The 26,195-nt window shown below is 58.5% G+C and carries 20 protein-coding genes; 6 read left to right on the top strand and 14 right to left on the bottom strand.

The genetic code is table 11. The features are described from left to right. Positions 1-613: 613 nt before the first annotated feature. The 5 genes from VB780_RS27060 to VB780_RS27040 all read right to left on the bottom strand — a co-directional run bounded on the left by VB780_RS27060 (position 614) and on the right by VB780_RS27040 (position 8,332). Positions 614-1,567: a hypothetical protein gene (locus tag VB780_RS27060; RefSeq protein WP_323354298.1), complete on the bottom strand. Its 954-nt coding sequence runs from the start codon at positions 1,565-1,567 to the stop codon at positions 614-616. 77 nt (positions 1,568-1,644) lie between these two features. Further along, positions 1,645-3,738: a hypothetical protein gene (locus VB780_RS27055; RefSeq protein ID WP_323354297.1), complete on the bottom strand. Its 2,094-nt coding sequence runs from the start codon at positions 3,736-3,738 to the stop codon at positions 1,645-1,647. A gap of 66 nt (positions 3,739-3,804) precedes the next feature. Next, positions 3,805-6,102 carry a polysaccharide biosynthesis tyrosine autokinase gene (locus VB780_RS27050; RefSeq protein ID WP_323354296.1) on the bottom strand — a complete coding sequence of 766 codons (2,298 nt, stop codon included), beginning with the start codon at positions 6,100-6,102 and terminating at the stop codon, positions 3,805-3,807. Positions 6,103-6,240: 138 nt separating this feature from the next. After that, positions 6,241-7,380: an SLBB domain-containing protein gene (locus VB780_RS27045; protein ID WP_323354295.1), complete on the bottom strand. Its 1,140-nt coding sequence runs from the start codon at positions 7,378-7,380 to the stop codon at positions 6,241-6,243. Positions 7,381-7,549: 169 nt separating this feature from the next. Continuing rightward, entirely contained in the window at positions 7,550-8,332 is a 783-nt protein-coding gene (locus VB780_RS27040) for a peptidylprolyl isomerase (RefSeq protein WP_323354294.1), read from the bottom strand. 218 nt (positions 8,333-8,550) lie between these two features. Here VB780_RS27040 and VB780_RS27035 point away from each other — a divergent pair, with 218 nt between their 5' ends. After that, positions 8,551-9,480, top strand: coding sequence for an isopenicillin N synthase family dioxygenase (locus VB780_RS27035; protein ID WP_323354293.1), 930 nt, complete (start codon positions 8,551-8,553; stop codon positions 9,478-9,480). A 50-nt stretch (positions 9,481-9,530) separates the two neighbouring features. Here the strand turns inward: VB780_RS27035 and VB780_RS27030 are convergent, their stop codons facing one another. Next, positions 9,531-11,240 carry a site-2 protease family protein gene (locus tag VB780_RS27030; protein ID WP_323354292.1) on the bottom strand — a complete coding sequence of 570 codons (1,710 nt, stop codon included), beginning with the start codon at positions 11,238-11,240 and terminating at the stop codon, positions 9,531-9,533. A 12-nt stretch (positions 11,241-11,252) separates the two neighbouring features. On the opposite strand from VB780_RS27030, the gene VB780_RS27025 reads away from it, so the two are divergent. Beyond that, positions 11,253-12,548 carry a pentapeptide repeat-containing protein gene (locus tag VB780_RS27025; protein ID WP_323354291.1) on the top strand — a complete coding sequence of 432 codons (1,296 nt, stop codon included), beginning with the start codon at positions 11,253-11,255 and terminating at the stop codon, positions 12,546-12,548. Positions 12,549-12,703: 155 nt separating this feature from the next. Here the strand turns inward: VB780_RS27025 and VB780_RS27020 are convergent, their stop codons facing one another. Then, positions 12,704-13,603 (bottom strand): transglutaminase family protein, encoded by a 900-nt coding sequence (locus VB780_RS27020; protein ID WP_323354290.1) that lies wholly within the window; start codon positions 13,601-13,603, stop codon positions 12,704-12,706. Between the two features lie 90 nt (positions 13,604-13,693). Between VB780_RS27020 and VB780_RS27015 the strand changes: the two genes are divergently transcribed. After that, positions 13,694-14,194 carry a DUF29 domain-containing protein gene (locus tag VB780_RS27015; protein WP_323354289.1) on the top strand — a complete coding sequence of 167 codons (501 nt, stop codon included), beginning with the start codon at positions 13,694-13,696 and terminating at the stop codon, positions 14,192-14,194. A 23-nt stretch (positions 14,195-14,217) separates the two neighbouring features. Here VB780_RS27015 and bioA read toward each other — a convergent pair whose 3' ends face one another. The 7 genes from bioA to tig form a co-directional block, all read right to left on the bottom strand. Continuing rightward, positions 14,218-15,507 (bottom strand): adenosylmethionine--8-amino-7-oxononanoate transaminase, encoded by a 1,290-nt coding sequence (bioA, locus tag VB780_RS27010; RefSeq protein ID WP_323354288.1) that lies wholly within the window; start codon positions 15,505-15,507, stop codon positions 14,218-14,220. A gap of 33 nt (positions 15,508-15,540) precedes the next feature. Continuing rightward, positions 15,541-15,882 (bottom strand): DUF86 domain-containing protein, encoded by a 342-nt coding sequence (locus VB780_RS27005; RefSeq protein WP_323354287.1) that lies wholly within the window; start codon positions 15,880-15,882, stop codon positions 15,541-15,543. Further along, positions 15,872-16,210, bottom strand: coding sequence for a nucleotidyltransferase domain-containing protein (locus tag VB780_RS27000; protein ID WP_323354286.1), 339 nt, complete (start codon positions 16,208-16,210; stop codon positions 15,872-15,874). Before VB780_RS27000 ends, VB780_RS27005 begins: the two co-directional genes overlap by 11 nt. Before the next feature lie 73 nt (positions 16,211-16,283). Continuing rightward, positions 16,284-17,138: an alpha/beta hydrolase gene (locus VB780_RS26995; protein WP_323354285.1), complete on the bottom strand. Its 855-nt coding sequence runs from the start codon at positions 17,136-17,138 to the stop codon at positions 16,284-16,286. A 2-nt stretch (positions 17,139-17,140) separates the two neighbouring features. Further along, entirely contained in the window at positions 17,141-18,481 is a 1,341-nt protein-coding gene (gene clpX, locus VB780_RS26990) for an ATP-dependent protease ATP-binding subunit ClpX (RefSeq protein WP_323354284.1), read from the bottom strand. Positions 18,482-18,493: 12 nt separating this feature from the next. Continuing rightward, entirely contained in the window at positions 18,494-19,183 is a 690-nt protein-coding gene (gene clpP / locus VB780_RS26985; protein WP_323354283.1) for an ATP-dependent Clp endopeptidase proteolytic subunit ClpP, read from the bottom strand. A gap of 239 nt (positions 19,184-19,422) precedes the next feature. Beyond that, positions 19,423-20,889: a trigger factor gene (gene tig, locus VB780_RS26980; protein WP_323354282.1), complete on the bottom strand. Its 1,467-nt coding sequence runs from the start codon at positions 20,887-20,889 to the stop codon at positions 19,423-19,425. 307 nt (positions 20,890-21,196) lie between these two features. On the opposite strand from tig, the gene VB780_RS26975 reads away from it, so the two are divergent. From VB780_RS26975 to VB780_RS26965, 3 genes are all read left to right on the top strand, one after another. Further along, on the top strand, positions 21,197-22,225 hold the full coding sequence (locus tag VB780_RS26975; RefSeq protein WP_323354281.1) for an aspartate-semialdehyde dehydrogenase: 1,029 nt from the start codon (positions 21,197-21,199) through the stop codon (positions 22,223-22,225). A gap of 226 nt (positions 22,226-22,451) precedes the next feature. Beyond that, the gene (gene dapA, locus VB780_RS26970; RefSeq protein WP_323354280.1) at positions 22,452-23,357 is read left to right on the top strand and encodes a 4-hydroxy-tetrahydrodipicolinate synthase; all 906 of its coding nucleotides are present in this window, start codon (positions 22,452-22,454) and stop codon (positions 23,355-23,357) included. Positions 23,358-23,777: 420 nt separating this feature from the next. Next, entirely contained in the window at positions 23,778-25,667 is a 1,890-nt protein-coding gene (locus tag VB780_RS26965) for a ribonuclease J (protein ID WP_323354279.1), read from the top strand. Positions 25,668-26,195 lie beyond the last annotated feature (528 nt).

Raw genomic sequence — 26,195 nt, 5'->3', positions numbered from 1 at the left:
TAGGAACTATTGCTTGCAGAACCTTTATCCTAAAGGCCAAAGTTCACCAGTAGGATACCGTATTTTTCTCAGGGCGATCGCTGTTGCTCTAAAAGTTTTGAGGTCAGCCATGAGGAGGAAGTCCTTAAAACCACACTCTGCTGCGCCATACCTGTAAAAGTTGTTGCCTGCGCTACAGGGAAACGCCAGCTAGTGCAGGAAAGTCAGGGTGAGTAGAGCTTTTCTAGCCCTAGTTATGTTAATTAGGGCATTAAGAAATCCTTGGAATGTTCAATCATTTGAATATTCTTCTAGGAAATGTCTCTGCCGGGCCTGCTGTAGCTGTAGCGCCAATAGTGGAGCGATGAATCTCCTGCGTCTCTGATGTAGTCGAGCCCGTGATCAAATGGTGGTTTAGTTAAAGTCTGTTTTGATTGATTAGTGCAAATTAATTAAGTAGACTGGGGTGATTGAGCTTTATCTCTTACTGAGTAAAGTAAGGGAGCAGCACTGTACCTGCAATCGCATCCCTAGACAGCATTTCTGAGGCTCGCGGGGTGCGCAGACCGTCGTGAATTCTTCATGTCTAAGCCTTGAACCGTACCTCACGCGGCAGAGAAATGCTCTATGGCCGTTAGCTAAGCTCAATCGCAGCCCGCAGCTGCTGTAGCGATCGCCCTAGGGCGACGAAATCTGAGTTTTGGCCCAGGATAGCCAGGGTGTCGGGGGCGCTGTTATCCACAATGCGGTTGTAGGCCTGGATGGCGGCTTCTAGCTGGGTGGGGTCGACAGCAGCGGCGGCTGTTTGGGACGGGGTGGGAATCAGCCCACTCACGGCGTTGAATAGCGGCACTAGATCTTGGTAGGCAGCGCCAGCCAAAGCCATCTCTGTAAAGGGAGCCACCTGGCTAGGACTGAGGCCAGCGGCAAAGGCAGCGGCCAAAAAGCCGGCGGCATTGGCAATCTGAGCCAGGGTGCCCCGCAGCGGTGCCACCATGGGGGTGCCGCCCTGGGGCGTGAACACCGCCGAGGTGACCAGGATAGGATCACCACTGCCGCTGGCTTGGGTAGCTGTTGGGGCGGCAATGCCGAGGGTGCCCTGGCTGCTGATCAGCGAGACGCTTTCGCCGTTGGCGATCGCCGCCGCCGCCGCTGCTGCCAACTCATCCACCGTCTCGTCACCATCTTCGTCCTCCTCAACGCCGCTGGCCCCTACGGAACTAAGGCTATTGAGGCTAATCTCCCCTGGGGTGGTCACTACCGTGGCTAAGACTGGGTTAGTGCCCTGGAGCCCCTGGGCAACCTGATTGGCCGAGGTGTTAAGCGCCTGCTGGGCGGCGGCGGTTAGGGTGATGTCGCCGGTGATGGGGTCTACGGTGGCGTTGACCGAGGTCGACACCACCAGCTCTTCACTCCCTAAGGTTGAGCCCCCGATGGGCAATAGGTTTGAGCCACCGACGCTGACGCCGCTGGTCAGCCCTGTGGGTACCGAGCCACTGTGTCCGGGCAGGGCGATCGCCAAGCTGCCGCCTACCAAAATGAGCATGAGCCAGAGTTTTTGCCGCTGCGGGCTCGCCAGTTTGTCCACGGGGATTCTCCTAAACAGGATTGAGGTCAGTTGAGGTCAGTTAAGGTCGAAGAGAGTGGTAGCAGGGTGCAAGGATCTTAGAACCGGGGGCCGAAGTTAAATCCATAGCCGATGCTTAACACTGCGACGGAACCCGCCCGCGTATTGTTGCCGATGTCGCCGTAGAGCAGGTTGAGGGTAAGAGGCAGCGTAGGCACTGGCACAATGGAGGCCCCCACGTTCACACCGACACCGCTCCAGGCGGTATTGACGGAAAACTGCGGGTGCACCTGGAGCCCAACACCAGCAATTACCCCCACGTCGCTACCATCACCACTGAAGGAGCCGCCGCCCAACCCTAGCGATGCCGTAATCGGCAATCGGTTGTTGGGGTGGTCTGGCTGAAGCAGGTGAGCCGCCGTGACTACGCCGTAGAGACTGGACTCGCCTCCCCCGGCATTGGTACCGTAAGACGCGAAATTATTCAGCCCCACGGCCGCAGCCACCTGGGTTTCGTCGCTGCTGTAGACCTGGCGATGGATCTTGGCGTCAAAGCCGCCGTTTTCGCCAAACTGTCGCACGCTCTGGAGGTTATAGGTCAGCTCAACCCCCACGGCCCGGCGCGAGTCGCCCAGCCCAAAGCCCATCGAGAGGCTGCCATCGGCCTCGGGGCGAAGGCGATCGGCCCCAGCTAAGGAGGCGCTGAAAAACACGTCTCCCCAGTTGGCTCCAAAGGCCGATGGAATGCCGGCATTGGGCGAGGGCGGAAAGGAGCGGACGGCCTCGGCGGCAGTGGTGAGTGGTGCGACCCGTAGCTCGTCGCGCAGCTGGGTGGGATTGGGGGCCGATGGCGTGGCTTGGGCGGTGGTGACAGCGGGAACCGTATCTGCTGAAAGCGCAGCTGCGGACAGCTCTGCCGGCGGTAAGTCTACGGCGACCCGACCCGTCGAGAGGGTGGGCTGGGGGACCGGCAAGGCAAGGGTGATGTTGGGGCTATGTTCGGCGAACGACGGTAGCTGCGGCTTCCGCTCGGTCTGTCGAGCTACAGGTGGGGAGGGCAGTGGGGATGCCGCGGGAACGGAGCCAGCGGCGACGGCGGTTTCAGCCGCAGTGGTGGAACGGTCAGCGCGGCGGGCCTGGGCCGATCGCGAGGGCAGCGGCGGCAGCTGGGGCCCCCGGCTCACGGTCTCAGGCTGAGAGACCTGTCGGGCAGGGTCGCTCGAAATCTCCAGGCCGTAGGTGGTGCGCAGGTCGCGCAGCAGCGCTTGCACCGTCGTTGCCCGCGATCGCAGGGTGGCCACATCAGGGGCCAGCTGCCGCAGTGTGGCGTTAGGGGCCGCTGTCCCTAACTCAGGGGCAGGGGGGACAACGGGGGCCGCTGGGGCTGCGATCGCCAGCGTCGAGGTACCGGCTAAATCTTCCAGTGCTGCGGGGGCTGCCGCTGGGGGGACAGGCGCAGGGCTAGGCTCTACCCCAGGTAGCTGAAGGGCATGGGCCGACTTGCTGGCTGCGGGTTTGGCGCTAACTTCGGCAAAGGTCTCCGCTGGAGTAAGGGCTGGTGCTGCTGCCTCAGGGCGATCAAAACCAACTGGAGTGGCCGTTGTGCTGACGGGGGGGGGGGCGATCGCCGCCTGATCCGGCTGTGCTACTACGCCTAGGGTTTCAGATTGAGTGACCACTGGCGCTGGGGCCACCGGCTGATCGGCCAGGGTATGGTCTGAGGGCTCTGGGACAGCCACTGCCGGGTTAGGTGCGGCGGCGGGGGCGATCGCCGTGGCCTCTGGCACTGCTGCTGGTGCTGCGATGGGGTCGGACTCAAGCCTCTCTGGAACAGCGATTTCTGTCGCAGCAATATCCGGGGCCGATGGCTCTGGCTGAGGAATGTCAGCAGCGGCGGGTGCCGTCGCCGGTTGTTGGGCCGCTGTCGTCGCAGCGGCCATAATGGATTGATCATCCTCTGGAGTCCAGGCGGGCTGGGGCGTTCCCTGCTCGGCAATCTGGGGCTCGGTGGGCTGGGCAGAGGGTTCAGGCGCGACTACTGGGTGCGGGTCTTCGGCCAGGGCTGCGCCTAGATTGGGGTCAGGGGCTACAGCCGGATTTTCGGCGGCGGCCTCCGCCCCTGCTGGCAGTAACCCCAGTCCAGCTAGCCCCAATAGTCCGCCGGTCATCAGTGGTCTTGATTTGCGCTTCATCACCTGTTGCTCCTCACATCCCGTTTTCATCACCACATCTGCCGCCGCTAACGGGGCGACCCCCGGCTAACCGTCATCAATCCCGGCGGTCACCCGGGGGCGACCGTAGTAGCCGTAATAATAGTCGTAGCCACTCTGTCGGCTTTGGGGCACACCGTTGACCACCAGACCCAGCAGTGGAGCCTGGGCCGTGTTGCCTAGGTCGGCCAACACCCGCTGAATTTCTGAGCGCTCAGACCGATTGAGCCGTACCACCAGCAGTAGCCCGTCGGCATGGGCCGCAGTCAGCTTCGCGTCAACCATGCCCCCGGCCAGGGGTGGGGTATCAAAAATAATCAGGTCAAAGTGGCGGCGGTACTGCTCAGTAATTTGCTGCATTTTGCGCGACGACAGCAGCCGACCCGGGGCCGGAGGCCGGGCCCCTGCCGTCAGCAGGTGGAGATTGGGATTGCCGGGTATCACTTGCACCAAACCCATGGGGTCATCGAGCGGTTGAGTAATCAAATCGCTCAACCCCTGGTGGTTGGGTTGGCCAAAAATCAGGTGCTGGCTAGGCTTGCGCAGATCGCCATCCACTAACAGCACCCGGCGGCCCATGTTGGCGGCGGCAATGGCCAGATGGGCGCACATGGTCGATTTTCCTTCGCCGGGCTCTGAGGACGTCAGCGCTACCACCTGTATGGGGATATCAGAGCTGAGCATGCGCAGGTTGGCCTCAAGCGAGTAAAACGACTCCGCAAAGCTGAAGGAGGTGTATAGCTTATCGGGGCTCTGATTGTGGATGAGCACGTCGGCCATGGTGGCGGATAGGTTGGGCACCATCAGCAGCGGCTGCTTTTGCAGAGCCGGGGCGGTGGGTACCGTAGCCAAGTTGGGCAACTGCGTAGTTTTGACCAGTTCGTCGGCGCTGTGAAAGGCTTGGTCGAGGCGATCGCGCAGCAAAGCCGCCACCCCCCCCAGCAGCAGGCTGACCACCGTGCTGAGCAGCAGCTTGCGGGGCAGATTGCTCGTTTGGGTAATGCTCGATTCATTCAACGGCGAAATCAGCTCCCAGGGAGATGACTGCCGCGCCATCTGAAACCTGAGGTCTTGACGGCTAGTCAAGAGCTGATCAAGACTGTTCTCCGCTACGGTCAGCTCGCGGCTGATCTGCTGAAACGATCGGGAGAGATCCGCTAGCCGCTGAATTTCTGCCCGCAGCTGCTGTACGGCCTGGCCGATCGCCTGATCCTGGGTTTGCAGCACCTGCATTTGGTTAGCGGTATCGACCAGCTGCTGCATCAGATCTCGGCTTACCGAGCCTTGGTAGCCTAGGGTTTCGGCTTCTACCGCTGACCCCACCAGGCGCTGGGCTTCTGCCTCTAGCAGCGGCAACAGCTGCTGACGCTGATCGGTTAGCGCCTCAATCATGGGGGTGTCAGCCTGAAACCGCGCTGACTCAGCGGCAATGGTCTGTTCGACTTCGCGCAAATCTCCCAGCAGCGCCTGATAGGTCGGTGACTCATTGAGGTTTGCTACCTGAATGGCGGTATTGGGGTCGAAACCTACCTGTTCTCGCAGATTTTCGTAGAGGGGATCTAGAGCGGTCAGCTGCACCCGCAGCTGTTCTTGGTCAGCCAGCATCTGGTTGAGCCGTTGGGTAACACTTTCACTGGTCGCGTTGACATCGACCAAGTCGTAGCGCTTTTGAAACTCGCTGAGGTCACCCTCAATGGCCGCAACTTCCTGCCATTTTTCTTGGAGCTGTTCATCTAAAAACGTCAGACCTCGGCGCAGATCTCCCTGACGATCTTGCACGCTGTAGTTGACAAACCCTTCAACCACCTCGGTGAGCACGAACGCCGCGATCGCTGGGTCAGCATTACTGTAGCTAATGCGCAGTACCTTAGATTCGCCTTCCTGGCTAATGGTCAGGCCGCTGAGCAGAGAATTATAGGTAATGTTGGGGTAGCGCTGCTGAATATTGGCCAAAATTGGGTTGATCACCGCTGGGCCGCGCAGCACCCGAATTTGGCTGGTGTAATCGAGCCTGGAAACCGATGGGCTGGGCACCCCCGTGACTGCCTCCAGCCCCAGGGTGTTTACGGCGGTAACGGGCTCCACCAAAAGGCTGGCGCTGCCGCTATAGGCCGGAGGACGGCTCAGGTACCAAAGGCTCAACCCCCCCAGAGAGAGAGCCGTCACTCCCAAAAAGACGCCCGCCCGCCGCTTAAAAACCCCTAGAAGCTGCCTGAAGTCAACCTCATCTTTTTGCTCCACCAGGGACGGCGGAGCCATGACAGGGACAAAACTAGGCTTGGCAGGGCCATGACCATTGCCGCTGCCATTGGGCTCGTGGGAGGTGGAGGAGTTAGGGAAAGGCATAGGGTGGTCTGGGGAAATATCCCCTAGAGTTCGTTAATTTATAGCTCAAAACTCAAAATCCAACCTAGTTTCAGGTCTAATCGCACCGGGGCTCAATTGTTTTAGGTATTTAGTAGAGAACTTAGCTGGGGGGGTAGGTTAAAAGCCCAGCAGCCTTAATACAGTGGTCAAAGACGTAAAAGGACGTAAAAAGAGTCCTAGGGTGTCACCAGCCGCCGCCGCGGCATTGCGATCAACAATCACCACATCGTTAGGCCGCAAAATTGGGTTAGTGGTGTCGTTCGCCGCAGCGGCCAGATCGACATCCACCGTGCGTTGGTCAACGCTGCCGTCTGGGTTGAGTCTCACCAACTCCACCGTAGAGCGTTGAGCCCGGCTGCTCTCAAACCCGCCAGCGGCCAAAATTGCCTGGTTTAGGGTGGCGTTGGCGGGCAGGGTAACGCTACCGGGGCTGGCTACCTCGCCCACGACCTGCACCGGCATTTCCTCTGGAGAAAAGTTGGCGCTCGAAATCGCCACCGACTCTTCGGGCGAGATCGCTACGGCCTGGGGAATGACAATGGTGTCGCCGTCGCGCAGCCGCACGTCTTGGCTGATGTCGCCGGTCTGAATTAAATCCCACAGGCTGGTGGTGAGAATGGCCTCACCCTGGCGCTGGGGCCGCCGCACCTGAATATCTTTAACATTGGCCTGTTGGGTAATGCCCCCCGCGGCCTGAATTAACTGGGTGAGGGTGGGCCACTGGCGACCTGCCCCCCCGGTGCCCCCGCTGGCCTCGGCCTCTAGCTCAATGGTGTAGGTGCCGGGGCGATTGACTTCACCGGCTACCACTACCCGCACCGGGCGGGCCGACAGCAGCGTCACGGTGAGCTGGGGCGGGCGGGTCAGCAGCGGGGCATAGCTGGCGACTAAGGCGGCTTGGGTTTCGGCGAGGGTCAGCCCCTGCACGGTGACTACGCCAGCCATGGGTAGGGACAGGGTGCCGTCGACCAGTACTTCGTGAATGCCGTTTTCGGGGCCGCTAAACTCTGGAATGTTAAAAATGTCGATGCGGATGCGATCGCCTGGCCCCAGCACATAGGCTTCGGGGAAGCTGGCCTCAGCACTGCTGACGCCAGGCCCTCGTGGCCCTAAAATCCTTGGAGTTGGGGCGGCTTCGGCCTCTGCCGGGCTGTTGAGGGGCAGGGTTTCTGCCCTGGTTGCCCCAGGTATCCCGCCGAGGGCAGCGGCGGCTACTAGCACCCCTAATCCCCAGTCCATCGGTCGAAAGCGGGCCATAACTGACCTCCTCAGGCTGTCCGGACAGTTTAACTAAATGTTACAGGTGCACCACGGTCATTCATGATGGGTGATCTGGTTTGATTTGACCTCCGTAATTCGCAAAGGTTTACCTTTTGGGGAGGGAATATCCCCTGGAGGGGTTGGAGAAAATATTGGCCGGCTGGAGCTACTGATTGCCCGGGAGCGAACTGGCCCCCGCGATAGCATTGGCCTGTAGCTCCCGCTGTACCTGCTCAGTCAGCCAGGTGTTAAATAGCTCGTCCACCAGGCGCTGGCGAGTGGCTTCGTCTAGGCGGGCGGGCAAAAACTTCTCTAGGCGCACCACCACAAACCATTCGCCTACGCGGCTGGGGGGCCAGAGCTGCCCGGGCTGGCTAATAGAGAGAAGCCGGGCCAGGGCCGGGTGGGGAACCGACAGCTCGACGGGGCCAATCAGCCCGCCGGTTTGGGCCTCTTGCCCCTCAGAGTACTGGCGGGCCAGGTCGGCCAGAGGTTGGCCGTCGTCTTGAATGCGAAAGTAAAGCTCTTGGGCCAGGCCCCCATCGCGGGTGCGAATGAGGGAGTACAGCACCCGATCGAGGTGGGCCTTGCGCTGCAAAAAGTGAGATTCGACCTGGTGGCCCCAGGTGTCGAGCTTGTACTGCTGAAGCTTGTGAGCCCGCTGGGCTAGGGCCGGAAGATCGCCTTCGCTCAGCCCCCGCTGGGCTAAAAACCCCTGCTGCTGCTCGGGGGAGGCTATCTGGTTGGTCTGCAAAAACTGCTCTAGGGCCAGGGCGTTTTGCTCTGGGGTGAGGGTAACGGCGGCGATCGCGCGATCGATCACCAGTTCTTTGATCAAGGCGGGCAGCATACCGTAGCGCTGTAGCAGCGGCACAATGTCGGCGAGAGCCAAAACTTGGTCACCGATGTGCAGTACTGGACTGGGCTCTGGATTAGACGAATTGTTCACAGACAAAAGCGCTAGCCAACCGTTTAGCCCAACCTTATCGCATTATCCGAGGCATTCTCGGTTGATTAAGCTGCTTGCGGGTCAAAGTTAGCCAAATTTGGGGCGGTTATTCGCCGTCGTTCTTGCACCTAACAACGGCAGCATCGGCCCAGCTATTGTCGGTTGACGGGGCTGCTACAATCCAGTCAACCTGTTTTATTGCCCCCAAGGATCACACCATGACCCGGCCGTCCATTCCTGTGGTGTCTTACGCAGATTTAATTGGCCCTCCGGCGGGGCGGCAGCGGGCGATCGCGACGTTGGGCCAGGCCCTCGAAGACATCGGATTTTTTATTCTTGAGCCTCATCCGGTTTCGCCGGAGGTGGTGCGGCGCGCCTACCAGGTGGCGGCGGAGTTTTTTGCCCTCTCTGACGCGGCTAAAGCCCAGTACTCACTATCCCAGCAGCAAGGGGGGTTTTCAATCTTTGGCAGTGAGCAGGCCAAGGGGCACAGTATCCCCGATTTAAAGGAATTCTGGCACGTCAACCGTCACAGCCTGCGCGATGATTCAGGTGCTCCCTGGCCCCAGGAAGTGCCGTCCTTTCGCCCGGTGATGACTCGCCTGTACCAACAGCTGATGGCCTGTGCTGAGGTGCTGCTGGCCGCCTGCAGCGATTATTTAGGTCAGCCCAGCAACTGGCTGGTGGCCATGGCCACTGAGGGAGATACAGTGCTGCGCTTAGCCCACTACCCGGCGATTGGTCAGACCGCCCCCGGCAGTCTACGGGCTGCCCCCCACGAAGACATCAATCTAATTACCCTGCTCTGTGAGGCCACCGCCCCAGGGCTCGAAATTCTCACCCAGGATGGGCAGTGGCTACCGGTTAAAACCACCCCCGGTCAGATCGTGGTAGATACTGGCGACATGCTGCAAAACTTGACTAACGGTCTATTTAAGAGCACCACTCACCGGGTAGTTAACCCCCAGTCCAGCAATCAATCCCGGCTGTCAATGCCGTTTTTTGTGCATCCCCGCCCCGAGATTGATCTCACCCCGGTCAATAGCCTGGTCGATCGCACTGGGGGGGTGATCCAGTTTCCACCGATTACGGCGGCGGCCTATCTGGCCCAGCGGCTGGGAGAGATTCAGGTGGAGCCGGTGGGGTAGAGAGTGGTGGGTGGTGTAGGTGGTGGCCGAATACCTACCCACCCATTCCATTACGCTCCAATCCCCAGCCGCCCGGCCAGGCTCGGCGTTAAGGGCAGCAGCACCGTCAGGGCCAAAAATAGAGCCAGCAGGCCTAGGGCCGCGCGGGCGTCGTTGGGTTCAGAAATATCGTTGAGGCAGGGGCGCTCTAGGGTGCGCTGCAAAATTACAATTACCCCGGCCCAGTAGAGGGCGAGGGGGTTGGCCAGAGCTACTAGGGCGAGCACTACGAGGGTGAAGACCGTCGTGCGGTTGGCGGTTTTGCGGCCGTAGATGGCCTGCACCATGCGACCACCGTCGAGCTGCCCGGCAGGCATCAGGTTAAGCGCCGTAATCACCAGCCCCAGCCAGCCCATGATGGTGAGCGGGTGAATATCCACTAAGGGCTCTTGCAGGGCCGAGCCCAGCACTACCTTGGCTAGAGCCCCGATTAGCACCGACCCCTGAAAGAACCCGGAGGGAATTTGGAAGGCGCTGCCGGGGTGGGACAGCAGCAGACCGCCCACCAGCATGGCCAGAGAAATGATGCCGCCAGCGGCAGGCCCGGACAGGGCAATGTCAAACAGCACGCTGCGGTTGGCTAGCAGGGACTCAAATCGGGTGAGGCTGCCAAAGGCTCCAATCTGCCAGGCGGGGATGAAGAATGGCGGGCTGAGGCGCACTCCGTAGCGGCGGGCGGCAATCCAGTGGCCGGCTTCGTGGCTGAGCAGGATGACTAGCAGGGCCACCAGAAAGGGCAGGGCGGCTCGCCAGCGAGAAAAGTCTTGCAGTAGGTCAAAGCCCTGCAAAATCGCCCCGGCTTCTAGGCCGGTGAACAGGGTGGCGATCGCCAGTACCCCGGCCAGCGCCCACTGGGCCGGAGTGGTTTTGACCGGGTCGGCGGTGGCGGGCAGCACCACCACCGTAGGCTTTTGCTCCAGGTTTTCAACGAGAAACAGACGGTAGCGATCGCCCAGCCGCTCCCGCAACCGCTCCGCCAGCTGGGCCTGGGTCGCCGCCGGTTCGCCCCGCAGGTTGCCGCGAAAAATCGCCCCCTGGTCGTAGGGAATCGTCTCGGTGCGAAAGTAGGTATCGAGGCCAAAAATGCCTTCGATCTGCGCTAGATCTTCGGCGGGCAGGGCGATCGCCTCTGGGGCGGTTGGAGCAGCGCTGGGCTGATCGAGGGGCTCTAGGCGATCGGTGCCCTCAGGGGGAGAGTCCATCGCTGGCGCTGGCCGCTGGGTCGAGAGCGTATCCTGGCCTAGGGCTCGCAACCGTCGTCCCAGATAGATATAGAGCCCCGTAGACCCCAGCAGCAGCAGCAATACCCCCGCCAGGTTGATATAGATGCCCAGGGCAAACAGCCCAAAGAACAGCAGCCATGGAGCCATCAGCACCAGCGATTGCAGCCAGGCCAAAATGCCCACGGTGCCGTAGGGCAGCGCTCGGCGGTAGCCCCAGCCTAAAATCGCGATCGCGGCCAGCAAAATCAACCCAGTAATCACCATAGTGTCGCTGCCCCTACCCTCCTCAACCTGTGCTGAAACGCCCGTTTTGGCGGGCAAAATCCCCATCAGTCTACCGCCGATGGGCCGGAGCCGACTAGTCAGGGTGAGCCGCCTTGGCCTATCGATGGGGCAAACCCGCCCCAATGGCTGTAGTTCCAAGGGTAAGGTGCTTAAATATAGCCAGACAATCTGCCCTTTGCTGCCGTATCCCAGGGGCTTGTCTATCTTGCTCATTGTTGCGCGCCCATGACTCCCCCGCCCCCCGACCCTGTCCAGCCCCCGCTACCACCGTCTGCCCCAGACAACGGTACTGGCGCTACTCCAGGTCAGCTCGTCATGCGATCGAACCCCAGCGACAGTCCGGTGGGGAACTCTTCAGCCGCCGCTCGGCTCGACGTCGATCCCTCCGACCCGATGAATGTCGAACCCCTGCTGGTTGATTCGGCAGTTACCTCGGCCAGCGCGATCACCATCGTGGCGGTGGCGGTGATCGCGCTGGGGCTGATCGTTGGCAGCTTTTGGCTGACCCTGGCCGGGTCGCTGGTGGCCACCCTGGTTTCCATCCGGCTGATGTGGCCTTTTTTGCAGGAGGTGCTGGGGGAGCTATCACCCCGGCAGCAGTCGCTGCTGATTGCTATCCCTGGGGTGCTGGTGGGGCTGTTGGGGCTGATGAATATTACCGGCATTAACCACGCCATTTTGACCTGGGGGCTGACGCTGCGGTGGGATATTTTGGGGGCCTTGGGAGATTTTTTGGGGGCGATCGGGCAAATTTTTATCGCCTTTTTGGCTCTGTTTGTGGCCTGGCGGCAGTACGTTATCTCCCGCGATCTGACCAAACAGCAAAACCTAATTACCCAGCAGCAGACCATCGATGCCTACTTTCAGGGCATTTCAGAACTGGTGCTCGATGACGAAGGTCTGCTCGAAGACTGGCCCCAGGAGCGTATTATCGCCGAAGCCCGCACCGCCGCTATTCTCAGCAGCGTCGATGCTGGCGGTAAGGCCAAGGTGGTGCGCTTTCTCTCTCGCTCTAAGCTGCTCACCCCCCTGCGCCGCGACAGTCGCCTGGGTCGCCCCATCCTCGATGGTCGGGGGGGGTATGAAGAAGACCGGCTGAGTGGCACCCGTGTCATCGACCTGGGGGCCATGCTGGCTGCTGCCGACCTGTCGGGTACCGACCTACGCTGGGCCGACCTCAGCGAAACTAACCTGATTCGCGCCGATCTGCGCCGCGCCGACCTGGTGAGAACCAATTTTGCCCGCTCTATCTTGTACCAGGCCAATCTGTCTGGGGCCGACCTGATGGAGGCACGGCTGTTTTATGGAGACTTTGCCACCGCCACCCCTCGCACCCGCACTGGCACACCCGACTACACCACAGGAGCCAATACCGGGGCCGTAGTCGAAGGGGCCAACGTCAGCGGCGTGTACCGCCTGTCTGAGGAACAGCGCCGCTATATCGCGGCCTGGGGCGGTGAGACTACCCGCGCCACTATTCCTGGTGGTTGTGCGGATATTCCCAATTTGCTAGGGCGATAGGGTGCTGACGCAATTTTGGCTTGGCGATTTTGGATTTTGGCTTGAAGTTAGTGGATTGGCGGTTAGGTTGCATCCGCGCAGCGATGTACCAAGAGCTATAGCAAAACACCAGCCGCCCAAAATCGCCAGTCTAAAATCCAAAACCCAAAATCACCTCACCCAAACTCTGGAACAGCTCCCAGCTTGCGCACCGCCACTGCCACCTCCATACCCAGGTAATTGCCCGCATCGCCAAACCATGAGCCCGCGAGGGGAATCGCTTGACCGGGATGACGGGCGATCGCCACCGCAATTAAATCAAACCCCTCGGTGAGGCGGTTGGTGGGGTCATACACCAGCCACCCCGCCCCCGGTAGATAGACCTGAAGCCAGGCGTGGGTGGCCCCCGACCCGGTCATGCCCACATCGCCGCCGTCGAGGGCCGAGTCGTACAGGTAGCCCGACACAAATCGGCAGGCAAACCCCAGCCGCCGCAGGGTTTCCATCATCAGCCAGGCGTAGTCGCGGCAGGTGCCCGACCGTTTTCGCAGCGTTTCCCCCGGCGATTGGGTGCCCTCCTCTTCCCGCGATCGGTAGGTGACGGTGTCGCGAATTGTGTTCATTATCCGATTCAGCACGTCGCTGGTGCGATCGCGATCGCCCGCCACAAATCTCTTAGCCCAAGCTGCCACCGAGCCATCAGGATCTTCGGCGTGGGGTCTGAGGTACACCGCCAAATCAGTCCATTCCTCAGGGGTGTACTGCACGGGCACCTCATTGGCCCGAGGGTCGAGGGGAAAGTTGTCAATGCCCTTAGTGCCAAAGTGTTCGCCCCGAAACCGACAGGTAAAAGTCAGTTCTTTGGTGGGTGCGCCGATATCAATCACCGCCACATTGTTCGAGAGGGTATCGCTTACCCAATGCACCTTAGCTGGCACATTCACGGTAAGGGAATACTCCAACAGTCGCCCGCTGTAGTTGCCCCGAGGTAAAAACATCGCCTTGTGGGGGCCAAAGGTTACCGGCTTGGCATAGCGGTAGGTGGTAACGTGCTCAACTTCGTAAATCACCGACATGGCGCAGTCCTAAGGTAGGGCTTCGTTCTTTGTACTCTTTGTACAATGGCTGGCCAGTCTAGAATAGGCCCATTGCGGTTCTTTGCCTGTATGTCGCCCCCCGAAACTAGCCCAGATTTGGAGAGTTCTATCACCACATCCGATCTCTACGAGTCAGATTTCTACGCCTGGGTACAGCAACAGGCTAAGTTTCTCCGCGCCCGACAGTGGCACCACATCGATCTGCCTAACCTAATTGAGGAGATTGAATCGTTGGGCAAACAGCAGCGCCAGGAGCTTCGCAGTCGTCTCAGCGTTTTGCTCGGGCATCTGCTGAAATGGCAGTTCCAACCTCAACAGCGCAGCCGCAGCTGGCTCGCCGCGCTACGAGTTCAGCGCCGCGACATTCTACGGTTGCTCAATGAAAACCCCAGCCTCAAACCCTATCTAGAAGAGGCATTAACCGATGCCTACGCCAACGGTAGAGATTTGGCGATGGGTGAAACTAACTTGCCAGAAGCGATCTTCCCGTTAGCTTGTCCCTATAGCTTGGCCGGCATCTTCGCAGAGGATTTCTATCCTGGCGAACCCAGTGATTTGTTGAAGGGCTGACGGGTTTACGCCCAAAACTTCGTTCATTCCTGACTCAGAACTGCATAAATCGCCTGAGTAATCTGCCGCAGTTGCTCTGGCTGGATGATGTAGGGCGGCATCGTGTAGATCAGCCGACCAAAGGGGCGTAGCCACACCCCATGCTGCACAAACTGGGGCTGCACCACCGCCATATCCACCAGCTCGTGCAGTTCGACCACGCCGATCGCCCCTAAAACCCGCACATCCTTCACCGCTGGCAGGTCGCGGCAGGGGGATAGCTCCTGCTTGAGCTGGGCTTCTATGGCGCGTATCCTCGCGGCCCAATCGTAGCTTTCCAGCAGGTTCAGGTTTTCTAGAGCCACCGCGCAGGCGAGGGGGTTGCCCATAAAGGTGGGGCCGTGCATGAAAACTCCCGCTTCTCCCTGGGCAAAGGTTTCGCTGATGTGGCTAGTGGTTAGGGTGGCCGCTAGAGACATAAACCCGCCCGTTAAGGCTTTGCCGACGCAGAGAATATCCGGAGCGACACCCGCATATTCGCAGGCAAATAGCTTGCCGGTGCGGCCAAAGCCTGTGGCGATTTCGTCGAGAATCAGGAGGATGTTGTAGCGATCGCACAGTTCCCGCGCCCGCCGCACGTACTGCGGGCTATAGACCCGCATGCCCCCCGCCCCCTGTACCACCGGCTCAAAAATCGCGGCAGCAATCTCCCCATGGTGGCGCTGCAAAATCGCCTCAAAGCTGGCTATATCCGCCTCATCCCACACCCCCTCAAAGGGAATTTGGGGCGCATCGGCAAAATACTGCTCCACCAGGCTGTTGCGAAACAAATGGTGCATGCCGTTCACCGGGTCGCACACCGCCATCGCCGCAAAGGTGTCGCCGTGGTAGCCGTTGCGAATGGTCAGAAAATGCTGCTTCTGCGGCTCTCCCCGGTTGTGCCAGTACTGGATCGCCAGCTTCATGGCCACTTCTACCGCCACCGAGCCGGAATCGCAGAAAAAAACCTGCTGTAAGGGTTCTGGCGCGATCGCCACCAGCTTTTGAGCTAGCTGCACAGCGGGCTGGTGGGTCAGCCCGCCAAACATAACGTGGCTCATGCGCCCCATCTGCTCCTGGGCCGCCTGGTTTAGCCGAGGGTGGTTGTAGCCGTGAATGCAGGTCCACCACGACGACATGCCATCGACCAGGCGCTCCCCGGTTTCTAGCTCCAGATAAACTCCCTGGGCCGATCGCACCGCGAACACCGGCCCAGTATTGGGCATTGGCGCGTAGGGATGCCACACATGGCGGCGATCCAGCGCCATTAGTTGATCCGTGGGAAGCCTATCCATGACGCTAACCAGCTAGTGGACCCATGCATTGAGTCATAGATTTTCCTCGGTCAATAGCGGCTCTAGCATAGTAATTAACTCTGGAACATCAATGCTGACGGCGTCCCAAATAATCTCGGCGTCAACCTGATCGTATTGGTGGGCAAGAATATTTCGCATTCCTACAATACTTTGCCAGGGAATATGGCCATGGCCGGCCCTATATTCGTCGGAGAGCCGATTTGCGGCTTCACCAATGACAATAATCTCGTACAGAATGGCGGAACAGGTGCGGCGATCGCTCTCCAATGCAGCCCGATCAAACCCTTCGGCAAAGCTCAAAATCTCTCTGGCTGCTTGGAGCATATCAACAATCCACTGCCGATCACGCACCATAGATAACCTGTGCGGATGTCAAAATTACTTGACGACGGACGGCATTGTGGCTTTGCTCAACAGACTTCTTGCTGACCAAATCAACCTTTCGGTTGAGAATGGCTTCTAACTCGCACTGCATTTTGGCCAGGGTGAGCAATCCCTTACGCGCATTTGGCGCAAAGGTAATCAGCACATCCACATCGCTATCATCTCGAAAGTCGTCGCGTAGCACTGAGCCAAACAAGGCAAGTTCGGCAATACCCCAACGTTGGGAAAATTCCGCTAGTTCGATGGGGAGAATGCCGAGGCGCTCATAAATTTGGGGAACTGAGCTAGCTAAGGCCATGGAAGCTATCGCAATTTTATGTTAAGCGTTCTGCCTAAAGTTAGATCAACGACAAATGTATTATGTCGATAGCCTACGCCAAAAAAGCATTGACGTAATTTAGATAGGTCTCCGGGTCTTCGAGCATGGGGAAATGCCCAGTGTTCTTGACCAGGGCGTACTCGATTTTAGGATTCAGCGCTGCCGCTGTGCGACCTAGCTCCGCCGGAGTGATTTTGTCGAATTCACCGGAAACCAGTAGGGTTGGCACGGTAATTTTGGCAAACTCCACCGGCATTACCTCCGTCGCCTTCTTGCTCACCGAGGTAAAGATGGTGCCCAACGCCGTGGCGTAGTCGGCGGTTAAGAAATCGTCCAAAAACGCGATTTTCTCGGCGGCGGGGATGGGGCGGCTGAGGAATCGGGCCATAAAAAAGCGCGGGGCCAGCGGAATTTTCCCCAGCCACTTGGGTCGAAAGGCCACCACGTAACCGCCAAACTTGTAGAACGCCTCAAAGGCAGCTTTGTCGTACTCAAAAATGCCGTTGCAGGTGAGAATGGCTTTCTCTACCAGCTCCGGGTACTGATTCAAAAAGTACACCGCCACCGACGCCCCCATGGAGTGGGCGTTGATCGACACCTTAGGCAGGTTCAGCGCCTTCAGCAGCTCGGCCAAATCATCGGCGTAGGTGTCTAGCTCGTAGCCTCGCGCCGCAGCCGCATCCTGCTGATCGGGGGCCAGACGCGATCGCCCGAACCCGCGCATGTCGTAGAGCAGACAGTCGTAGCGATCGCTCAGGGCCGCCGCCGTACTCTGCCAGTAGCGGGCCGACCCAGCCCAGCCGTGGATGAAGACCATCACCGGCTTTGAAGAACTGGGATCACGCGGCGTATCGGTGCCGACCCACTCGTAGTAGTGGTTAACCTGGTTGACGTTGATGTAGGGCATGGCTAAGCAGATTCGGGCTTAGGCATCGAAGAGGGATGCAGCAGCAGGTCAGCGGTAGACCGCTGCTCCACCATTTCGCGGGTAATCATGCAGCGCTTCAGGTCTTTGCGCGAGGGCAGCTCATACATAATGTCGAGCATCAGCTCTTCGATGATGCCGCGCAGGGCACGAGCGCCGGTCTTGCGGCGATAGGCTTCCCGGGCGATCGCCCGCAGCGCATCCGGCTTAAACTCAAGCTGCACGTTGTCCATCACCATCAGCTTTTGAAACTGCTTCACCAGCGCGTTCTTGGGCTCAGTCAAAATCGCCATCAGCGACTCTTCATCCAGCGGCTCTAGCACCGAGGTCGCCGGAATGCGGCCAATAAACTCAGGAATCAGGCCAAATTTCACCAGATCGTCGGGCTCCAAATTCCGCAGCACGTCGGCGGTGCGCTTTTCGCGAGAGAACTGCCCTTCACCCGGCTGCACAAAGCCAATCGATTTTTTGCCAATCCGCTGCTCAACAATTTTCTCTAGCCCAACAAAGGCACCGCCGCAGATAAACAAAATATTACTAGTGTCGATCTGAATGCAGTCTTGATAAGGGTGCTTTCGTCCCCCCTGGGGCGGCACGTTGGCCACGGTGCCCTCCAGCATTTTTAGCAGCGCCTGCTGCACGCCTTCCCCAGACACATCGCGGGTAATGGAGGGATTTTCGCTTTTGCGGGCAATTTTGTCGATTTCGTCGATGTAGATGATGCCGCGCTGGGCCTCCTCAACATCTAGGTCAGCTACCTGAAGCAGCCGCAGCAGAATATTTTCTACGTCTTCGCCTACGTAGCCCGCCTCGGTGAGGGTGGTCGCGTCGGCTACAGCGAAGGGCACTTCAAGAATGCGAGCTAGGGTCTGAGCTAGCAGCGTCTTACCGCAGCCCGTGGGGCCAATCAGCAAGATGTTTGACTTTTGGAGCTCAACAAGGTCATCGGCCGATTCTCCCTCAGACCCTTGCAGATAGCTGAGGCGCTTGTAATGGTTGTAAACCGCCACCGAAAGTACCTTTTTGGCCTCATCCTGGCCAATGACGTGATCGTCTAGGTAATTTTTGATTTCTCGGGGCTTAGGAATTTGGTTGAGGGAAATCGCTGGAGCGGTGCGCGGGCGATCGGCGGCGGGGGTGTCGCGGCGGGGCACGGGCTGGGCGATCGCCGTGCCCGAGTCAAACAGCTCTTCGTCTAAAATCTCGTTGCATAGGTCAACGCACTCGTCACAGATGTAGACTCCCGGCCCCGCAATCAGCTTGCGCACCTGCTCCTGAGACTTGCCACAAAACGAGCACTTAAGATGGGAGTCGTACTTAGACATAGAATAATGACCCTAGTTTAGTGCAGTCATAGTGGGGGCAGTGGGAAGAAACTGCTGTTCAACAACGTCGTCAATCAGCCCGTAAGCCTTGGCTTCAGCGGCAGACATATAGAAGTCGCGCTCGGTGTCAGTCTCAATGCGATCCATCGGCTGCCCAGTGTGGTGAGCGATCAGCTCATTCAGCCGATTCTTGTGGTAGAGAATCTCGCGCGCCTGGATTTCAATATCCACGGCTTGGCCCTGGGCACCCCCCAGCGGCTGGTGGATCATGATCCGAGAGCTAGGCAACGATAGGCGCTTGCCCTTTGCCCCAGCACACAGCAGAAACGCACCCATACTAGCGGCTAGCCCAAAGCAAATGGTTACCATGTCGGGGCGAATTTGCTGCATGGTGTCGTAGATGGCCATGCCCGCCGTCACAGAGCCACCTGGAGAGTTGATATAAAGCTGCACATCCTTCTCAGGATCTTCAGCATCCAGATACAGCAGCTGGGCGACAATCGAGTCGGCCACCTCATCAGTTACCGGAGTGCCGAGAAACACAATGCGTTCCCGCAGCAGGCGGGAGTAGATGTCAAATGCCCGCTCCCCTCGCCCCGATTGCTCTACGACAACGGGCAGCATACTGCGAACCTGGTTAGCGCTCAGGGCAGACTGGCTCAAGCTCAAGATAGGGCTACTCAATGGGTTCGATGCAATCATAATGGGTTTGCGCGAGATTTCAAGGGCTTAGGAATATTGCGTTACGGTCAGGGCACTAAAGACTCAGGATGCTGAGCTAGGCACTTAGACTAACAAGCCATCGGCTAGCCTACCCGACATTATGCCCCAAAAAATCAGGTTCACGGGGTGGGCTAACCGATGGTTTACCGAAATCTACAGGCAAGCACAAACGGCTCTAGCCTCTCTGAGTCGCCTTTTCAGGCTTGCTGGCCTCGGCCTTACTCCTCTTCCGTCGAATCGGCTGTCGCTGCGCCATCGTCGGCTGCAACCTCAGTGGCATCCACCTCAATAGCGTCGCTGTTTGAGGATGTAGTCTCAACAGCTGCGGCTTCAACGGCATCGGCATCGGCGATCGCCGCCTTTTGCAGGGTGCCTTCGGGCACTAGCTCAACGGTGTTGTTTTCCTCTAGCCAGGCCAGAATTTTCTCTTGCAGCAGCTCTTCGGTCAGCACCTGCTGGAGGCGATCGGGGTCGATCTGGCTGGGGTCTTCCACCTCGGCCATGGCCTCCTTGATTTTTTCTTGCAGCGCCTCTTCCTCGATCTTGATACCTTCCTGCTTGGCCACTTCGCCTAGGGCTAGGGTGCGGCGCAGGCGATCGAGCGCCTCCGGGCGAGTGCGCTGACGCATGCTGTCAACCAGCTCGCGGGTCAGCATTTTGTTGACGTCAATGCCCTGGCGGCTGAGCTGCATAATGGTTTGGGTGAGCAAAAAGTCCACCTCTTTTTGCACCAGGGTATTGGGAATTTCGGCCTCTAAATGCTCCACTAGAGCCTCAATTAGGGCCGCATCTTTGTTGGCTTTGGTTTTCTCGTCGGCCTCTTCCTGGTAGCGTTCGGTCAACGAAGTGCGCAGCGCTTCGATGGTCTCAAACTCGCTGATTTCTTGGGCAAAGTCGTCGTCTAGCTCGGGCAGTTCCTTCTCTTTAATTTCCTTCAGGGTGATGGAGAACACCGCTGGCTTGCCCGCTAAATCGGCCTGAGCATAGTCGTCGGGGAAGGGAATCTCGACATCTTTGGCCTCTTCCAGCGCCATACCGATAATGCCTTCCACAAAGCCAGGAATGAACCGCCCCTCTTCTAGCTCCACCTGAAAGTCCGTGCCGGAACCGCCCTGAAACTCTTCAAAGTCGCCACCTTCGGTCTGCACCTTGCCCACAAAGTCAATTACTGCTACATCGCCAGCCTGGGCCGGGCGATCTTCAATCGGCACTAGGGTGGCCAGGTTGTTTTGGTACTGGGTTAGGGTGGCATCGACCCGCTCGGGGTCAGGAAGAATTTCTTCGGCCTGGACAGACAACCCTTTGTAGGTTTGGAGGGTGACTCGAGGCGGCACGTCTACCGAGGCCTGAATGGTGATCGGCTGGCCGGGCTCGTACTGGCCAATCAGGTCTTCAAAGCCGCTTTTGAGCTGGTAGTTGCCGATCGCATCGATTTCTTCTTGCTTGATCGCCTTTTCGACGGCGTTTTGCACCAGTTCTTCGATGACGGCTGCTTTAAACTGAGACACCCCAACGCGCTGCAAAAAGACCTGCCGAGGCACTTTGCCCTTGCGAAACCCCGGTACGTTGACCGTCCGCATCATCTTGTTCAGCACCTGATCGTAGGTCTTTTGAGACAGATCGGCGGGAATCTCAATCTCTAGTCCCACCTGGCTGTCGGGCAGTACTTCCTGGGTAACTTTCATGGGGTCTTTTTGCTAACTAGACGGCGACTGCGCGCGCTCCATACCGGGGGAGAAGCTTTTGGCGCAATTAATAAGCATACTCTATCGTCACAGCCTGGCAGCTATTCCTTGGTTTTAGTCCACAATCCTGGCCTTCAGGTTCCGGCCTTAGGGCCATTGGTTAGCAAATTAGCCTGTTCGGGGCGGTTCTGGATTGCCTGAATTTTCTCTTGACCCCTGCTCCCCAGCGCGGGACTGTTGGCGGCAATAGGCGAAATGTTAATATCGACTGATGCAATAGGTTCTGCGAGTAGGTTGAGGTAGCGCTGTGTCGAACGGGCTGAGAGTTGCGATTATGGGGGCCACCGGGGCCGTGGGGGCAGAGCTGCTGGCGCTGCTGGATGAGCGATCGTTTCCCCTCAAAGACTTAACTCTGCTGGCGTCTCCCCGGTCGGCGGGTACCACCTTGACCTTCAAGGGCGAAGAGATTCCTGTGCAGGCCCTAGGCGAAGGTTCCTTTGATGGCATTGACCTGGTGCTGGCATCGGCAGGCGGGTCGGTGTCTCAGGAGTGGCTGCCCAAGGCGGTGTCGGCGGGGGCTGTGTGCATCGACAACTCCAGCGCCTACCGGATGGATCCTGCGGTACCTCTTGTTGTACCCGAGGTGAACCCCGAGGCGGCCCAGACCCATCAGGGCGTTATCGCCAATCCCAACTGCACGACTATTCTGATGGCGCTGGCGGTGTGGCCGCTGCACCAGGTGCAGCCAGTCCAGCGGTTAGTGGTGGCCACCTACCAGTCGGCCAGTGGGGCCGGGGCGCGGGCGATGGAAGAGGTGAAGCAGCAGGCCCGCGCCATTTTGGCTGGGGAAGAACCCGTGGCCGAGGCGTTTCCCTACCCTCTGGCGTTTAACCTATTTCCCCACAACTCGCCCCTCAACGAGCAGGGCTACTGTCAAGAAGAAATGAAGATGGTGAACGAGACCCGCAAGATTTTTGGGGCCGACAGCCTGAGAATCTCGGCCACCTGTGTGAGGGTTCCCGTACTACGGGCTCACTCCGAAGCGATTAATATTGAGTTTGCGGCACCGTTCTCACCCCAGGAGGCCAAAGCGTTACTGGCCAAAGCCCCAGGGGTAAAAGTGGTTGAAGATTGGGCGCGGAATTACTTCCCCATGCCCATGGAGGCCAGCGGCCAAGACGACGTGCTGGTGGGCCGCATTCGCCAGGATATTTCGAACCCCAATGCCCTAGAGCTGTGGCTCAGCGGCGACCAAATTCGCAAGGGGGCAGCCCTCAACGCGGTTCAAATTGCTGAGCTGTTGCAAGTGCCCCAGGTGGTCGGAGTGTCCCATTAGACCAGCGTTGAGTGGTTTGCGAGGTGTTTGGAAAAATCTCAGGGAGTGGTGGGCACTGCCTACAGGTTGTAGGGATAGATGGCTGCGGCAGCGCTGTCCTCAATCTCATCAGCGCAATTGATCTGCGGGCTTTCTTTCCCACAATCTTTCCTAGGGCCGACCCGCTAGGGGTGAACTTGGTATAATCTCAGGGTCATTGAACTTCGTAGGATGTAAGGCATTTCGGGTGACGTATTTTGGCAAAGTGTTAACGGCAATGGTGACGCCATTTTCTGAAGATGGCTCCGTTGACTATGCCGTGGCCGAGCGCTTGGCCGATTATTTGGTAAGCAATGGCAGCGATGGGCTAGTGGTGTGCGGCACTACGGGCGAGTCGCCCACGCTGAGCTGGCAAGAAGAGTATCAGCTGTACAAGACAGTGCGCGAAGCGGTGGCTGGCCGTGCTAAGGTGATCGCGGGTACTGGGTCTAACTCAACCTCCGAGGCTATCGAAGCCACCCGTCACGCCTATGATTTGGGGCTGGATGGGTCTTTACAGGTGGTGCCCTACTACAACAAGCCCTCCCAACAGGGGCTTTATCAGCACTTTAGCCAAATTGCGGCAGCCGTGCCCGACCTGCCCATCATGCTGTACAACATTCCGGGCCGTACGGGTTGTGCACTGGCAATTGAGACCACTGCCCGCCTGGCAGAAATATCGAATATAGTAGCTATTAAGGAGGCTAGTGGAAGTTTAGATCAGGCCAGTCAAATTCGTTATCACACCCCGGCTGAGTTTGGCATCTACTCTGGGGATGACTCGTTGACCCTGCCGGTGCTCTCGGTCGGTGGCTGTGGGGTGGTGAGCGTGGCTAGTCACCTGGTTGGCCCTCAGATTCAGGCCATGGTGCAGGCCTACGAAGCCGGAAAGACCCGGTTAGCCACCGAAATACATTTGCAGTTGTTGCCTTTGTTTAAGGTTTTGTTTGTCACCACCAACCCGGTGCCACTGAAAGTGGCCTTAGCGCAGCGGGGGTGGCCGGTGGGGGCAGTGCGATCGCCCCTGTGCATGCCCGATGAATCGGTGGGTATTGCGATCGCAGAGGTGCTTCAACAGCTCTCTGAAGAGGGTATTCTAGCTGCTAAAGCATAGATCAGCGGGTCTGGCGTTAGGCCTTGAGCGATCGCATTTAGGCGCTATCGATCATTCCCAAGCAGGTTCTAGCTCGCCTTTTTGGCAAGAGCTGTTTACCACCTAGTTTTCTAACAACTGAATAGTTTGTTTATCCTTTATCTCTGTGTGAACCGTATTTATGGCTCTATCTGTACTGTCTGTGGCCCTGGCTGCTCTACCTCTCGATGTTGCGACATCGACCTGGGCCTCATCTGCCTTAGCAGTGGCTACTCTCGACAGCTAGCACTCTGATCGTGCTGCATCTTGGCAATCAAGCAACTGTACCCGTTGGGGTGTGACACAGGTTGTGAACGCCGACGCGGTTGGGCTCTAGTTGCCACCCATTCTTTTCTAACTGTTCAATTTTTCCATTCCAATTGTTTACTGACGAGATTGTTTATGACTTCAAAATCTGCCAATAATGCCCTGAAAATTATTCCGCTGGGCGGGCTGCACGAGATCGGCAAGAATACCTGCGTCTTTGAGATCAACGATGAAATTATGCTGCTCGACGCCGGGCTAGCCTTTCCCACCGACGGTATGCACGGGGTCAACATTGTGCTGCCCGATGTCACCTACCTGCGGGAAAATCGCCACAAGATTAAGGGCATGATTGTCACCCACGGTCACGAAGACCACATCGGCGGCATCGCCTTTCACCTCAAGCAGTTTGACATTCCGGTGATCTACGGCCCGCGTCTGGCCATGGCTCTGCTAGAGGGCAAGCTGGAAGAGGCCGGCATGAGCGATCGCACCGAACTGCGCCCTGTGCGCCCCCGCGAAACCGTGCGCGTCGGCAATTCCTTCCTGGTGGAGTACATTCGCAACACCCACTCCATCGCCGACAGCTGCTCGGTGATCATCCACACCCCCGTGGGCATTGTCATCCACACGGGCGACTTCAAGTTTGACCACACCCCCGTCGATGGCGAAACCTTCGACATTCAAAAGCTGGCGGAAGCGGGCGAGAAAGGCGTGCTGTGCCTAGTCAGCGACTCCACCAACTCTGAGGTGCCGGGGCACACCCCTTCGGAGCGATCGGTCTTTCCTAACCTCGATCGCGAATTTTCTAAAGCCGATGGACGGCTGATCGTCACCACCTTTTCGTCGTCGGTGCACCGGGTCAACATGATTCTGGAACTGGCCCAAAAGCACAACCGCAAGGTGTTTGTGGTGGGTCGCTCTATGCTCAACGTCATCGCCCACGCCCGCGACCTGGGCTACATCAAGTGCCCCGAGAGCCTGTTTGTGCCCCTTAAATCCCTAGGCCACACCGCCGATGAGAACGTGCTGATTCTCACCACCGGTTCCCAGGGCGAGCCACTGGCGGCTCTCACCCGCATTGCCGAAGACTCTCACCGGCAAATTAAGGTCAAGCAGGGGGATACAGTGGTGTTCTCCGCTAACCCCATCCCTGGCAACACCATCTCTGTAGTCAACACCATCGACAAGCTGATGATGCGCGGAGCCAAGGTGGTCTACGGCAAAGACAAGGGCATCCACGTCTCGGGCCACGGTGCCCAAGAAGACCAGAAGCTGATGCTGGCCCTCACCCGGCCCAAGTATTTTCTGCCCGTCCACGGCGAGCACCGCATGCTGGTGAAGCATTCTGAGACGGCTCAAAGCATGGGCGTACCTGCCGAAAACATGGTGATCATCGACAACGGCGATATCGTCGAAGTTAGCCCATCCGGCATTCGCAAAGCGGGCAAGGTGCCCTCGGGCATTGAGCTAGTCGATGCCTCCCGTGTTGGGGTGGTGGGCCGCGATGTGCTCAAAGAGCGACAGCAGCTGGCCGAAGACGGTGTCGTCACCATTGCCGCCACCGTGGGCAGTAACGGCAAGCTGGTGGCCGACCCCACCGTGCAAATTCGCGGGGTGGCCCAATCGATCTCCCAGGAGCGCTTCCAGGGCCAGGTTAAGCAGGTGATTACCCAGGTGCTCTCTAGTCGCGGGGCGGAGCTGGTGGTGTCTAATGGCAACGGTAAGTCTGCCCTCGATCTGGATGCCCTCAAAGCCGCCCTCGACCAAGATCTGCGTCGCCTGGTGCGGCGCGAGCTTGACAAGCGCGACCCCATGCTGATTCTGCTGATTCAGGGGGCTGGTGTAGCGGCGACGGCGCAATCGCAGCCCCAGGCTGACCCCAAACCAAAGAGTGAGCCCAAGCCAAAGACTGAGCCTAGGGTTCAGAAAAAATCGCAGCCCGAGGCTGAGCCCCAGCCTGAGCCTGCGGTGGCGACGGCCGAGCGCCGCACCCGGACTCGAGCTACGGCGGCTTCTGCTTCCTAGCAGTAGCTTGATTTAGGGATAGGGGGGCGATCGCAGGGCTGATAATTGCCGGCGATCGCCCCTCTTTTTTTGTGGTGCTGAATAACGGCCTAAATTTGGGTAAGGCCCATGGCTTCGCTTCGCCTACGCCCCTAGGATAGACATCGGGTTTTTGCTTCTTACCTGCGTCCCATCGTCCCTATTTTCTACTATTCGGCGCAGCGATTGAGGCCAGCCAACTCAACATTACAGATGCGAATTCGCCCCACCTGTGGTAGAAAGATATGCAACATCGTGTTGCTGCTTCTGCTTGGCGCTATAATGCATTCAGCAGGAGCTGATGTGCCTGAGCAAAGGTGCATAGCAAGTGTCTTAAGCTGCTACACATCCTTAGCGTTAAGCGCTTCTGTCAGAATTTTTGTTCAGCTTGTGCGGTTTATCCCAAGCAGATCTAGCGCAAACGAGATCCACTACGAACAAGAATTCTCAGAGCGCCTGGCGAGTTAGGGGATCTGTGCATGCCCTTAGGAAGCAGGGTTCATTGCAGTT

Origin of the sequence: Leptolyngbya sp. CCNP1308 (assembly GCF_034932455.1) — a bacterium.
GTDB lineage: Bacteria > Cyanobacteriota > Cyanobacteriia > Phormidesmidales > Phormidesmidaceae > Nodosilinea.
The sequence above is the reverse complement of the archived record's forward strand: the minus strand, read 5'-3'. Positions and strand labels throughout refer to the sequence as shown.